At 72.0% G+C, this 14947-nt stretch carries 3 protein-coding genes; all 3 read left to right on the top strand.

What is annotated here, in order from left to right:
- Nucleotides 1-816: acyltransferase domain-containing protein (locus TR46_RS45210; RefSeq protein ID WP_269084297.1), on the top strand; the 816-nt coding region annotated here is incomplete at its 5' end.
- Nucleotides 735-8516, top strand: coding sequence for a type I polyketide synthase (locus TR46_RS44920; protein ID WP_052433433.1), 7782 nt, complete (start codon nucleotides 735-737; stop codon nucleotides 8514-8516). The genes TR46_RS45210 and TR46_RS44920, both read left to right, overlap by 82 nt.
- A gap of 27 nt (nucleotides 8517-8543) precedes the next feature.
- Nucleotides 8544-14947 (top strand): type I polyketide synthase (locus tag TR46_RS36500; protein ID WP_042411121.1); only part of this gene is annotated, 6404 nt, incomplete at its 3' end.

Raw genomic sequence — 14947 nt, 5'->3', positions numbered from 1 at the left:
GTGTTCGTGTTCCCGGGTCAGGGTGGTCAGTGGGTCGGTATGGGGCAGGAACTGGCGCGGTCGAGTCCGGTGTTCGCGGCGCGGTTGGCGGAGTGCGGGGAGGCGCTCGCTCCCTTTGTCGACTGGGATCTGGCGGAGGTGTTGGCTGCGGGGCCTGATGCTCCGGATCTGTCGCGGTTGGATGTGGTGCATCCGGTGCTGTGGGCGGTGATGGTGTCGTTGGCGGCGGTGTGGGAGGCCGCTGGGGTGCGTGCGGATGCGGTGATCGGTCACAGTCAGGGGGAGATCGCGGCTGCGTGTGTGGCGGGGGGGTTGTCGCTCTCCGATGGTGCGCGGGTGGTGGCGCGTCGGGGTCAGGCGATGACCGTGCTGGCGGGCCGGGGTGGTGTGCTGTCGATCGCCGCGTCGCTGGAGGCGGTGGAAGCCCGGTTGCGGGACGGGGTGACCGTTGCGACGGTGAACGGTCCTGAGGCGGTCACCGTGTCGGGTGCGGTGGATGCGCTGCGGTTGGTGGCGGCTGAGTGTGAGCGTGACGGGGTGCGGGCGCGGTTCGTGCCGATGGACTACGCGCCGCACGGTCCGCAGGTGGAGGCGATCCGGGAGGAGGTGCTGACCGCGCTGGAGGGGATCACCCCGGGGCCGGCGGTGGTTCCGATGGTGTCGGGGATGTCCGGGGACTTCTGGACGGTACGCAGGCGGGTCCGGAGTACTGGTATGCGAGTCTGCGCTCCACGGTGCAGTTCGCGCGCGGGGTCGAGCAGTTGGTCCGGGACGGCTTCGGGGTGTTCGTCGAGGTCTCCCCGCACCCGGTGCTGACGGCCGCGATGGCCGCCACCGTGCCGGTGGCCACCGGGACGCTGCGCCGCGACGACGGTGGGCCGGCCCGTTTGCTGGCCTCCCTGGCCGAGGTCCACGTCCACGGCGTTCCCGTCGACTGGCCGTCGGTTCTGCCGACCGGAGCCCGGGTCGACCTGCCCACCTACGCCTTCCAGCACCAGCGCTACTGGCCCGACAGCGCTGCGGCTGCTGCTGACGTTGCCTCGGCCGGCCTGAACTCGGTCGTGCATCCGCTGCTCGGCGCCGTGATCGAACTGGCTGACGGTGACGCCCTCGTGTTCACCGGGCGGCTTTCGCTGAAGGCCCAGCCCTGGCTCGCCGATCACGAGTTGAACGGCACTGTCTACTTTCCCGGGACCGGATTCGCCGAGCTCGCGGCGGTGGCCGGAGCGCGGGTCGGGTGCAACCTGATCGGTGAACTGACCATGGCCGCGGCCCTGGTGCTGTCCGCGACGGACGACATCCAGGTCCAGGTCACCGTGAGCGGCCCGGACAGCGGCGGGCAGCGGGAGGTCGAGATCTTCGCCCGGCCGGTGGACGCGGGTGTCCCGTGGACCCGGCATGCTGCCGGGCGGATCGCACCAGGTCGCCCGCCCGTCGAGTTCGCGGAGGAAGCCTTCACCGTCTGGCCTCCGACCGGTGCTGTGGCCGTGCCGAGGGACGGCGTCTACCAGAACCTCGCAGCGGCCGCCGGGTTCGGACCCGCGTTCCAGGGTCTGCGGGCGGCCTGGCGACGCGATGGAGACGTCTTCGCTGAAGTTGTCCTCCCCGACATGGTTGTCGGCGGTGCCGGTGATTTCGCCCTGCACCCGGCCCTCCTGGGCGCTGCTCTGCACGCTGCTTGGCTGGCTGAACCGACGGTCGGCGCCGATGGCGCTCAGATGCCGTTCGTCTGGACCGGGGTGTCCTTGTACGCGGTCGGTGCATCGGTGCTCCGGGTCCGCCTGCGGCAGTCGCTGACCGGCGCCTTGTCGCTGCTCGCGGTCGACCCGGACGGCGCGCCGGTGGTGTCGGTTGCGTCGCTGACACTGCGTCCGGTGGCGGCCCTGGAGGCGGCTGGAAGCGCGCTGCGGGAGGCCTTGTTCAGCATCGAGTGGATTCCCGTTCCCGTGTCGGTGCCCGCCCCGGGCGGCCAGTTGGCGGTCATCGGGCCCGACCGCCTCGGGTTGACCGAGCGGTTGGGCGCGGCCGGTGTCGACGCGTGCGCCTATGCCGATCTGGCCGCACTGTCGGCTGCGATCGAGGCGGATGGACCCGTACCCGAGGCGGTGCTGGCCGCAGTCGGAACGGCGGCCTGCAAGCAGGAGGAGACGGACGAGGGCCTGATCGCCCGGCAGGTGACCGGCGCGGCACTGGAGTTGGCGCAGCAGTGGCTGGCGCTGGATCTGCCGGCCCGGCTGGTCGTCGTCACCCGGGGTGCGGTCGCGACCGACCCCGACGAAGGAGTGGCCGACCTGGGTGCTGCGGCGGCCTTGGGCCTGCTCCGCTCGGCGCAGTCGGAGAATCCGGGCCGGCTGGTCCTCGTCGACCTGCCTGCGCAGGACGAGGAGGACCCGTATCCAGCCGGGCTGCTGATCGGCGCGCTGGACGTTGCAGAACCGGAGATCGCTGTTCGCGGCGACAATGCCTACGTCCGTCGACTGGCTCGCCCGATCGGCGCAGCCACACCCACCGTGTACGGGACGCGTCCCGGCGCGGTTCTGGTAACCGGTGGCACCGGAAAACTGGCCGGTCTCACCGCCCGACACCTGGCCGGGACCGGACGGGCCACCCAGCTGGCCCTGGTCAGCCGTTCAGGACCGAGCGCAGCCGGGGTCGCCGCCCTGGCCGCTGACATCGCCGCCGCCGGGGCCGGTGTGACGGTCGCCGCCTGTGACGTGGGGAATCGGGCCGCACTGACCGGTCTGCTGGCCGGGCTCCCGGCCGGGACCACCCTGACCGGTGTCGTGCACACCGCCGGGATCGTCGACGACGCCACCATCGGCTCGCTCACCCCCGAGCGCATCGACGCCGTGATGCAGCCCAAGACGGACGCGGCCTGGGCCCTGCACGAGCTGACCCAGGGGTTCGACCTGGATCTGTTCGTCCTCTTCTCCTCTGCCGCAGCCACGTTCGGCGCGGCCGGGCAGGGCAACTACGCGGCCGGCAACGCCTTCCTCGACGCGCTGGCGGACCGCCGCCGGGCCGAGGGCCTGACCGCCGTCTCCCTGGCCTGGGGGGCCTGGGTGGCCAGTGAAGGGATCGGGCGGAATCTCAGCAAGGGCCTGCTCGACCGGATGACCGGCAGCGGCGCTCGTGAACTGTCCGCCGAGGAGGGTCTCACTCTGCTCGACCTGGCCCTTGCCCGGGACGAGGCCGTGCTGATGCCGGTCCGCTTCGATGTCGCCGGGATGCGTGCCCAGGCTGCCTGTGGCGCTGAAATCCCAGCCCTGCTCAGGGGATTGGCCGGCCCGGTTCGGTTGTCCACGGCCTCGGCCGCCGAGGGCGCCGGGGTGGACACACTACGGCGGCAGCTCGCCGGAGTGTCGGCGGTCGAACGCGATCGGGCACTGACGGATCTCGTGCGCAGCAACGTCGCCGCCGTCCTGGGCCATGCGTCGGCAGCCGCGGTCGAGCCGGGCCGGGCATTCACCGATCTGGGCTTCGATTCGCTGACCGCCGTCGACCTGCGCAATCGGCTGAGCGCCGCAACCGGGTTGCGATTGCCGGCCACGCTGGTGTTCGACTACCCGACGACCACGGTCCTGGCCGGCTATCTGGCCTCGGCGCTGCTGGGTGCGCTGGGCCCGAACGCGACCGGGTCGTCCCCGGTCACCGTCCCGATCGGTGCCGGTGAACCGATCGCGATCGTCGCGATGGGATGCCGGCTCCCTGGTGGCGTGCGTGATCCGGAATCGCTGTGGGAGCTGCTGGCCGCTGGGGGCGACGCGGTGACGCAGCTGCCGCTGGACCGGGGCTGGGACATTGACGGCCTGTACGACCCCGACCCGGACAAGGGCGGTACGTTCTATGCCCGCTCGGGCGGATTCGTGCACGATGCCGCCGAGTTCGATCCCGGCTTCTTCGGGATCAGTCCGCGTGAGGCGCTGGCGATGGACCCGCAGCAGCGGCTGCTGCTGGAGATCTCCTGGGAAGCACTGGAGCGGGCCGGGATCGATCCGATGAGCCTGCGCGGATCGCAGACCGGGGTCTTCGCCGGCGGAACGACATGGGGCTACGGACTCTTCAGCCCGGCCGGCTCCGAAGCCGAAGGCCACCTGCTGACCGGAGGCTCGACCAGCGTCCTCTCCGGACGCGTCTCCTACACGCTCGGCCTGGAGGGCCCGGCGGTCACCATCGACACGGCGTGCTCGTCCTCCTTGGTGGCACTGCACCTGGCGGCGTCGGCGTTGCGGGCGGGGGAATGCTCACTGGCCCTTGCGGGTGGTGTCACCGTCATGGCGACACCGGGAGCACTGGTCGGCTTCTCCCGGCAGCGCGGCCTGGCCCAGGACGGGCGCTGCAAGGCGTTCTCCGCCTCGGCGGACGGCATGGGTATGGGCGAGGGCGCCGGAATGCTCCTGTTGGAGCGGTTGTCGGACGCCCGCCGTAACGGACACCCGGTGCTGGCGGTGGTCCGTGGCAGCGCGGTGAACCAGGACGGCGCGTCGAACGGGCTGACGGCGCCGAACGGGCCGTCCCAGCAGCGGGTGATCCGGGCGGCGCTGGCCGGTGCGCGGTTGACGGCCGGGGACGTCGACGTCGTCGAGGCGCACGGGACCGGGACGACGCTGGGCGACCCGATCGAGGCACAGGCACTGCTCGCGACCTACGGCCAGGACCGTCCGGAGGAGCGGCCGTTGTGGCTGGGGTCGGTGAAGTCAAATATCGGTCACACCCAGGCCGCGGCCGGAGCAGCCGGGGTGATGAAGATGGTGCTGGCTCTGCAGCATCAGCAACTGCCCCGCAGCCTGTATGCCGAGGAACCGGCGAACAACATCGACTGGGAGGCCGGTGCCGTCCAACTGCTGGCCGAGGCCAGGCCGTGGCCGGTGAACGGACGGGTGCGGCGCGCCGGGGTGTCCTCGTTCGGGATGAGCGGCACCAACGCCCACGTGATCATCGAAGAAGCCCCCGCGAATGATGAAGTTCCCACCATCGAAAGCGATCCGGTGTTGGCGGGGCCCTCGGCGGCGTGGCTGGTGTCGGCGCGCTCCAGGGCCGGTTTGGCTGCGCAGGCGGGCCGGCTCGGTGAATTCGTGCTGGGACGTCCGGAGTTGGACGCCGGCGACGTGGCCTGGTCGTTGTCGGCAAGCCGGTCGATGTTCGAGCACCGGGCTGTCGTCCTCGGGCAGGGCCGGGAGGAACTGCTGTCGGGGTTGTCGGCGGTGGCTGCCGGTCGTCCGGCGGCTGGTGTGGTGACGGGGGTGGTTCCGCCCGGCGGTGGTGGCCGGGTGGTGTTCGTGTTCCCTGGCCAGGGTTCGCAGTGGGTCGGGATGGGGCGGGAGTTGGCGTCGTCGTCGCCGGTTTTCGAGGCTCGGTTGGCGGAGTGCGAGCAGGCGCTGTCGCCATATGTGGACTGGTCGTTGGGCGACGTCCTGGCCGGCCGTGACGGTGCGCCAGGGTTCGATCGGGTGGACGTCGTGCAGCCCGTCCTGTGGGCCGTGATGGTTTCGTTGGCAGCGGTGTGGCGGGCCGCCGGGGTGGCTCCGGACGCGGTCGTGGGCCACAGCCAGGGTGAGATCGCGGCGGCTGTCGTCGCCGGAATCCTGTCGCTGGAGGACGCCGCCAAGGTGGTGGCCCTCCGCAGCCGGGCCCTGACCGCGCTGTCCGGCCGTGGCGGGATGCTCTCGGTCGCCGAGTCCGTCTCTGCGGTGACGGACCGGATGGCGCCCTGGGGTGACCGGGTGTCGGTGGCGGCGGTGAACGGGCCTGGGGCGACGGTCGTTTCGGGTGACCCGGCGGCCCTCGCCGAGATCCTCTCCGACTGCGAGCGTGACGGAGTCCGAGCCAGGATCCTCCCGGTGGACTACGCCTCGCACGGCCCGCAGGTGGACGAGTTGCGCGAGCAGATCCTGGATCTGCTGGACGGGATCACCCCGCAGCCGGGACGGCTGCCGATGGTGTCGGCGATGTCCGGCGAGTTCCTGGAAGGCCCGGAGGCGGATGCACGGTACTGGTACGCCAGCCTGCGATCGACCGTTGAATTCTCACGTGCCGTCGACGTGTTGGGCCGAGCCGGATACGGGGTCTTCATCGAGGCCTCCGCACATCCCGCGCTGACCCATGCGATCGGCGACACCCTGGAGGGCCTTCCCATCGGGACCGCACCGGTGGTGGCCGGGACCCTCCGCCGCGACGACGGTGGTGCGGACCGGATGCTGGCCTCCCTGGCCGAGGTTCACGTCCACGGCGTCCCGGTCGACTGGGCGGCCGTGATGCCCACGGGCGCGCGGGTCGACCTGCCCACCTACGTCTTCCAGCACCGGAGGTTCTGGCTCGAGTCGGCGAAGGCACCCGAGAGCAGCAGCCCCGCCGAGACGCAGTTCTGGGCCGCGGTCGAGTCCGGCGACCTGGACGGGCTGACCGACACGCTGGCGCTCGACGCGGACAAGCCGTTCCGTGAGGTCCTGCCCGCACTGGCGTCCTGGCGGCAGCGCGAACGCGGCGGGGCGGTCACTGCCGACTGGCGCTACCGGATCTCCTGGCCGACCCTGCCCGACGCGCCGTCCACACCGCTGACCGGGACCTGGCTGCTCGTCGCGTCCCCTGCCCAGCGGGAATGGGCCGACATCCTCGTGCAGGCCCTCGACGCGGCCGGCGCCGACGTCGTGCTCGTCGAGGTCGCTCCCGGTGAGACCGACCGGCAGGCGCTGGCGGCCCGGCTCGATCCGGACCAGGCGGTGGCGGGCGTGTTGTCACTGCTGGCGCTGGACGAGACCCCGTCGCGCGTGGCGCCGGTCGTCACCACCGGCCTGGCCGGAACGCTCGCGCTGCTCCAGGCCCTGGGCGACCGCGGCATCGCGGCACCGCTGTGGGTCCTTACCTGGGGAGCCGTCGCCACCCAATCCGGAGAGATGCTCACCGCGCCCCGGCAGTCGTCGGTGTGGGGTCTCGGCCGCGTCGCGGGTCTGGAACATCCGGAGCGCTGGGGCGGCCTGATCGATCTGCCACCGGAGCTCGACGCGCAGGCCATGGACCGGCTGGTCCGGCTCCTGGCCGTCGGCGGCAGTGGCACCGGACCCGGTGAGGACCAGGTGGCGATCCGCAGTGGCGGAGTCCACGGCCGCCGTCTGATCCGGGCGCCTCGGACCGGAGCGGTCGACCGCTGGACGCCGCCGGGAACGGTTCTGATCACCGGTGGGACCGGGGCCCTCGGTGGACGCGTCGGAGACTGGCTGGCCGGCCGTGGAGCCCCCCGGGTGGTGCTTTCCAGCCGCTCCGGACCGGCCGCCTCCGGGTCGGCCGCTCTCGCCGCCCGGATGGCCGAAGCCGGCACCGCCGTCGAGGTGGTCGCCTGCGACACCGCTGAGCGGGAACCGACGGCCGGACTGCTCGACCGGATCGACCGGTCCGGGCCGGCCCTGACCGCCGTCTTCCACATCGCCGGTACCAACCAGGTCACCCCGCTCCCCGAGCTCACCGTCGCCGGACTGGCCGAGGTGGCCAGGGCGAAGGTGGCCGGAGCGGTGAACCTGGACGAGCTCACAGCCGGCCGGGAGCTGACCGCGTTCGTGATGTTCTCCTCCGGCGCCGCGATCTGGGGCAGCGGCCTGCAGGCCGGATACGCCGCAGCCAATGCGTTCCTGGACGCCCTAGCAGAGCACCGCCGCAGCCGGGGACTGCCGGGGACGTCGGTCTCCTGGGGTCTGTGGGGCGGCGGCGGTATGGGTCAGGGCGAGGGCGGCGACCGGCTGCAGCGGCTGGGCCTGCGTGAGATGGACCCGGGGCCGGCCATCGAGGCCCTGGCCGCGGTGGTCGACGGGACGGCTGCCGGCACAGCGGCAGTGACTGTCGCGGACCTGGACTGGGCCCGGTTCGCGCCGGTCTTCACCCTCCACCGCGCCAGCGCTCTGATCGGTGATCTGCCGGAGGTGCGACGGGCCCTGAGCCCGAATGCGTCCGGGATCGACGGCGCGGACGACGGACTCGGTGAGAGCACTGCCCTCCGGCAGCAGTTGGACGGGTTGTCCCAGGTCGAGCAGGAGCGGATGCTGACAGACCTGGTCCGGGCCGAGGCCGCCGCTGTCCTCGGACATGCCTCGATGGACGAGGTGGAGGCCGACCGGGCCTTCAAGGATCTGGGTTTTGACTCACTCACCGCTGTGGAGCTGCGCAATCGCCTGAACACCGCCACCGGCATGAAACTCCCGGCCACGCTGGTCTTCGACTATCCGACGCCGGAGATCCTGGCCGGCCAGGTGCGGACCGCGATGAGCCCGGGAGGGGCTGAATCGCCGTCGATCATCACCGAGATCGAGCAGCTCCAGTCCGCCCTCTCCGCCGTCACTTCGGACTTCGACATGCGCGACGACGTCACCAAGCTGCTCCGGGGAATGCTGTCGAACTGGATGGAAACCCACAGCGCGGAGAAACCCGCGAGCACCGACATCGAGTTCCAATCCGCCACGCCTGACGAGGTATTCAGCTTCCTGGACCAGGAACTCGGGCTACCGCGATCGACACCGCAGGCCAACTGATCCGCTCATTGCTTCAGGGAGTCCGTCATGGATAGCCAGGAAAAACTTTTCGACTACCTCAAGAAGGCGTCGGCCGAGCTTCTGGAAACCCGTAAGCGGCTGCACCGGATGGAGGCGGCCGAGCAGGAGCCGATCGCGATCGTGAGTCTGGGCTGCCGGTACCCCGGCGGCATCCGTGACCCGCAGAGCTTCTGGGACCTGGTGGCTTCCGGGACGGACGCGGTCGGCGGATTCCCCGACGACCGGGGCTGGGAGGCGCTGCGGCGCAGCAGCCCGGACAGTGTGAGCACCTCGTTCGCCCACCAGGGCGGTTTTGTCCACGACGCTGCCGAGTTCGACGCCGGGTTCTTCGGGATCAGCCCCCGCGAGGCGCTGGCCATGGATCCGCAGCAGCGGATGCTGCTGGAAGTGGCCTGGGAATCGTTGGAGCGGGCCCGGATCGAGCCGCGGTCGCTGCGGGGCTCCTCGACCGGTGTGTTCGTCGGAGCCGGGTTCGCCGGGTACGGCGAGGGCCTGGTCGAGGCCGACACCGGTTCGGAGGGCTATCTGCTGACTGGTAGTCAGACCGCGATGATCTCGGGCCGGGTGTCCTACACCCTCGGCCTGGAGGGTCCGGCAGTGACCGTGGACACGGCCTGCTCGTCCTCGCTGGTTGCCCTGCACCTCGCCGCCCAGGCACTGCGCTCGGGGGACTGCACCCTGGCGCTGGCCGGGGGTGTGGTGGTGATGGTCACCCCGGGGGCGTTCGCGGAGTTCTCCCGGCAGCAGGGCATGGCCGCGGACGGCCGCAGCAAGCCCTTCGCCGGTGCGGCGGACGGCATGGGCTGGGGCGAGGGCGCCGGCCTGGTGGTCCTGGAACGGCTCTCGGACGCCCGCCGCAACGGCCACCCGGTGCTGGCGCTGATCGCCGGCACCGCTGCGAACCAGGACGGCGCCAGCAACGGGCTGACCGCTCCGAACGGGCCCTCGCAGCAGCGCGTCATCCGCGAGGCCCTGTCCAACGCGCGGGTCCGGGCCGACCAGGTGGACGTGGTGGAGGCGCACGGCACCGGGACGACGCTCGGTGACCCGATCGAGGCGCAGGCGCTGCTGGCCACCTACGGTCAGAACCGGCCCGAGGGCCGTCCGCTGTGGCTGGGATCGGTGAAGTCGAACATCGGTCACACCCAGGCCGCGGGCGGGGTGGCCGGGGTCATCAAGATGGTGCTGGCCCTGCAGCACGACCTGATGCCGTCCACCCTGCACGTCGACGTGCCCACGCCGCAGGTGGACTGGTCGGTGGGCGACGTCCAACTGCTGACCGAATCGGTGCCGTGGCCGGCCGGGGCGCAGCCGCGCCGGGCCGGCGTCTCCGCCTTCGGGGCCAGTGGCACCAATGTCCACGTCATCGTCCAGGAGTCGCCTGCGGAGGGTGGGACGGAGGGTGAGCCCGGTGAGGCTCCGCGGCCCGAGGCCGATGCCCGGGCCCCGGAACTGCCGGTGCTGTCCGAGGCCACCGCCTGGCTGGTGTCGGCGCGAACCGCGGGCGGTCTGCGCGCCCAGGCTGAACGGCTGGCCGAATTCGCCCGGAACCGGGCCGGGACGGGAGACCAGGACCTGGCCGACCTCGGGTGGTCGCTGGCGACGACCCGGACCGTGTTCGAACACCGGGCCGTGGTCCGGGGCGAGAACCGGGACGAACTGCTCTCGGGCCTGGCCGCGCTGGCCGCCGACCAGCCCGCCGCAGGCGTCGTCAGCGGCGTGGCTCCCGCCGGACGCGGCCGTGGCCGGGTCGCCTTCGTCTTCCCGGGTCAGGGGAGTCAGTGGGTCGGGATGGGGCGGGAGCTGGCGTTGTCGTCGCCGGTGTTCGCGGCGCGGTTGGCGGAGTGTGAGCGGGCGTTGGCTCCGTTTGTGGACTGGTCGTTGGGTGATGTTCTGGCTGGTCGTGACGGTGCGCCTGGTTTTGACCGGGTGGATGTGGTGCAGCCGGTGTTGTGGGCGGTGATGGTGTCGTTGGCGGCGGTGTGGCAGGCCGCCGGGGTTCAGCCGGATGCGGTGGTTGGTCATTCGCAGGGGGAGATCGCTGCTGCGGTCGTTGCGGGGATCTTGTCGCTGGAGGATGCCGCCAAGGTGGTGGCGCTGCGCAGCCGGGCGCTGATCACCCTGTCCGGCCGGGGCGGGATGCTCTCGATCGCCGAGCCCGAGGCGGCGGTGACCGCCCGGGTGGCGCCTTGGGGCGATCGGGTGTCGGTCGCGGCGGTGAACGGCCCTGGCGCGACGGTGGTCTCGGGTGATCCGGAGGCGCTGGCGGAGGTCCGGGCAGAGTGCGAGCGGGACGGTGTGCGGGCGCGCATGCTGCCGGTGGACTACGCCTCGCACGGCCCGCAGGTCGATGAACTTCGCGAGGAGATCCTGGGCCTGTTGGACGGGATCTCCCCGCAGCCGGGCCGGTTGCCGATGGTGTCGGCGATGACCGGTGAGATGCTGGCCGGTCCGGAGATGGATGCCGGGTACTGGTATGCCAGTCTGCGGGCTCCGGTGCAGTTCTCCCGCGCCGTCGAGGTGCTGGGCCGGTCGCGCTACAGCGTGTTCGTCGAGACCTCGGCGCATCCGGTGCTGACCACGTCGATCACCGCGGTCCTGGAGAGCCTCGCCGGCTCCGGGCAGGCGGACGGCCTGTCGGGCCCGACGCCGGTGGTGACCGGGACCCTGCGCCGGGACGACGGCGGTGCGTCGCGGCTGCTGGCTTCGCTGGCCGAGGCGCACGTCCTCGGCGTTGCCGTCGACTGGTCGTCAGTTCTGCCCACCGGACAGCGGGTCGAGCTGCCGACGTATGCGTTCCAGCGCCAGCACTTCTGGCCGAGCCCGGTCCCGGCCGCGGCCGCGAACGCCGCTTCGCCGGGCGAGAACGACTCGGCCGCTCAGGCCCTGTTCTGGGCCGCCGTTGAGAACGGCGACGTGGACGCCCTGGCGGACACGCTCGCTGTGGACGGTCAGCGCCTCAACGACGTCGTCCCGGCCCTGGCGTCCTGGCGACGCCGGGAGCGCGACGAGACGGCGACGGGTGGCTGGCGGTACCGGACCTCCTGGGTTCCGGTCGCTGACCCGGCGCCGTCCGCGCTGCACGGGACCTGGCTCGTCGTGGCCCCGGCCGGCGATGGCGCGGGAGAGCTGCTCGCCGCATGTGTGCAGGCACTGGAGACGCGCGGCGCGGCTGTGCTGCTCGCCGAGATCCCGGCGACCGACCTGGACCGGCATGCGCTGGCCGTCCGGATCGGCGAGGCCGTGGACTCGGCACCGCTGTCCGGAGTGCTGTCCTTGCTCGGCGTCGACGAGACACCGCTGCCTGACCAACCGCTGGTGAGCAGCGGAGTGGCCGGGACGCTGGGCCTGGTCCAGGCCCTCGGCCGGGCCGGGACCGTCGCGCCGCTGTGGGTGGTGACGTCCGGAGCCGTGGCCGCCGCGCCCGGGGAGCTACTGAGGAGCCCGACGCAGGCTCAGGTCTGGGGTCTGGGCCGGGTCGCGGGCCTGGAACACCCGGATCGCTGGGGCGGTCTGATCGACCTTCCCGCTGCCCTTGACGCCCCGGCCGCGAGCCGGCTCGGTGCGGTGCTGGCCGGGTGCGGTGAGGACCAGGTTGCCATCCGCGGGGCCGGCATCGTGGGCCGACGGCTGGTCCGCGCCGAGCCGTCCCGCAGCGCCGGGACGTGGAAGCCACGCGGCACTGTGCTGGTCACCGGAGTGAGCGGTGCGATCGGCCCGAGGCTGGCCGGATGGCTGGCCGAAGCCGGGGCCCCGCAACTGGTGCTGGTCAGCCGCAGCGGACCGATGGTCCCCGGGGCGGCCGCCGTGGCGGCGGCCCTGGCCGGTGCCGGAACCCCGGTCAGCGTGGCGATGTGCGACGTGACCGACCGCAACGCCGTGGCCGGCCTGCTGGCCTGGACCGACAGCAACGGGCCCGCGTTGTCGACGGTGATCCATGGAGCCATGGCGGTGGAGCTGCTGACCCTGGCGGACACCGGCGTGGACGAACTCGCGCTGGCCCTGGGCGCGAAGGTCGCCGGAGCGACGCATCTGGACGAGCTGACCGCCGAGCTGGATCTGGACGAGTTCGTGCTGTTCTCCTCGATCGCCGCGATCTGGGGCGTCAGCGAGCACGGCGCGTACGCGGCGGCCAACGCCCATCTGGACGCCCTGGCGGAGAACCGCCGCTCGCGGGGCCTTCCAGCGACGTCGGTGGCCTGGGGTGTCTGGGACACCGGGCAGGAAACCCACGAGGCCGACCGCGCGCTGAGCGTGATCCCGGAACGGCTGCGGCGCCAGGGCCTGCGGCTGCTGGACCCCGACCGAGCCCTGTCCGCCCTCGGCAAGGTGCTCGCCGACGACGAGACCGTGCTGTCGGTCGCAGATGTGGACTGGCCGCGGTTCTCCGCCGTGTTCAACTCCATGCGTTCCTGGCCGCTCCTGGACGGTATCCCCGAAGCACGCCAGACCGTCGAGCCCGGCCCGGTCGGCACCGCGGTGGTGACCTCGGGCGAGGCCGCCGAACTCCTGGGCCGCCTGGCCGGTGCGACGCCCGGTCAGCGCGAACGGACCGTGACAGACCTGGTTCGCGCGCATGCGGCGGCGGTGCTCGGCCATGCCTCGCCCGACGCGGTCGAAGCGGACCGGGCCTTCCGGGAGATGGGGTTCGACTCGCTCACTGCGGTGGAGCTTCGGAGTCGCCTCAACCGGGCGACGGGTCTGCAGTTGGGGTCGACGGTGGTGTTCGACTATCCGTCACCGGTGGTGCTGGCCCGCCAGATCGTGACCCAACTGATGGGCAGCACGCAAGAGGCGGCGTCGACGGCATCGCGAGTCGTCCCGGTGTCGGCCTCCGATCCGGTCGTGATCGTGGGGATGGGCTGCCGGTTCCCGGGAGGGGTCGACGGCCCGGAGGCGATGTGGGAGCTGCTGGCGAGCGGCGGGGACGCGATCGGGCGGCTCCCGGCCGATCGGGGCTGGGACCTTGCCGGACTGCTCGGCTCGGTGCCGGGCCAGGCCCTGGCGTCCGTCACGAGCGAGGGCGGTTTCGTCGCCGGGGCCGCGGACTTCGATCCGGGGTTCTTCCGGATCAGCCCGCGCGAGGCGCTGGCGATGGATCCGCAGCAACGGCTGCTGCTGGAGACGTCTTGGGAGGCGCTGGAGCACGCCGGGCTGGATCCGGTATCCCTGCGCGGTTCGCTGACCGGTGTCTTCGCCGGTGCGGCGTCGTCCGGGTACGCCGAGCAGGCCGGGTTCGACGAGGAGTCGGCCGGCCATCTGATCACCGGGAACGTCACCAGCGTGATCTCGGGCCGGGTGTCCTACTCGCTCGGCCTCGAAGGCCCGGCGGTGACGGTGGACACCGCGTGCTCGTCAGCACTGGTCGCCCTGCACTTGGCCGCGCAGGCACTGCGTGTCGGTGAGTGCGATCTGGCGCTGGCGGGTGGCGTGATGGTGATCACCAATCCGGGCGAGTTCATCGGTTTCTCGCAGCAGGGTGCGTTGGCGGCGGACGGTCGTTGCAAGGCGTTCTCGGCCGGGGCGGACGGGATGGGTCTGGCCGAGGGTGCGGGGATGATCGTCCTGGAGCGGCTCTCGGACGCCCGCCGCAACGGCCACACGGTGCTGGCCGTCGTGGCCGGTAGCGCTATCAATCAGGATGGCGCGTCGAATGGCCTGTCGGCGCCGAACGGTCCTTCGCAGCAGCGGGTGATCCGCGCGGCCCTGGCCGCTGCCGGGCTGGAGCCCGGAGACGTGGATGCCGTCGAGGCGCACGGTACGGGCACCCGGCTCGGTGATCCGATCGAGGCCCAGGCGATCCTGGCCACCTACGGGCAGGACCGGCCCGGGAACCGGCCGGTGCTGCTGGGCTCGGTGAAGTCGAACATCGGTCACGCCCAGCAGGCCTCCGGTGCCGCTGGACTCATCAAAATGGTGCTGGCGCTGCAGAACGGTCTGCTGCCGGCCACGCTGCACGCGGACGTTCCGTCACCGCAGGTCGACTGGACCGCCGGTGACGCCCGGCTGCTGACCGAGCCGGTGGACTGGGCCCCGAACGGTCGGCCCCGTCGGGCCGGCGTCTCGGCCTTCGGGATCAGCGGCACCAACGCCCACATGATCCTTGAGGAGGCCCCGAGCGACGTCGAGCCCGAGACGGCCGACGTCGGGCCGACCGCGCCTGTCCCGGTGCTGTCGGACGGGACCGCTTGGCTGCTGTCCAGCCGGACCGCGACCGGACTGACGGCGACGGCTTCGCGGTTGGCCGACCACCTGGCCCTTCATCCGGATCTCGATCCTGTCGATGTGGGCTGGTCGCTGGCGACGACCCGGTCGGTGTTCGAGCACCGGGCTGTCGTCATCGGCGACAACGCTGACGATCTGTTCGGCGGGTTGTCGGCGTTGGTGGCTGGGCAGCCGGCTTCCACCCT

Source organism: Streptacidiphilus carbonis (assembly GCF_000787775.1).
GTDB lineage: Bacteria > Actinomycetota > Actinomycetes > Streptomycetales > Streptomycetaceae > Streptacidiphilus > Streptacidiphilus carbonis.
The sequence above is the reverse complement of the archived record's forward strand: the minus strand, read 5'-3'. Positions and strand labels throughout refer to the sequence as shown.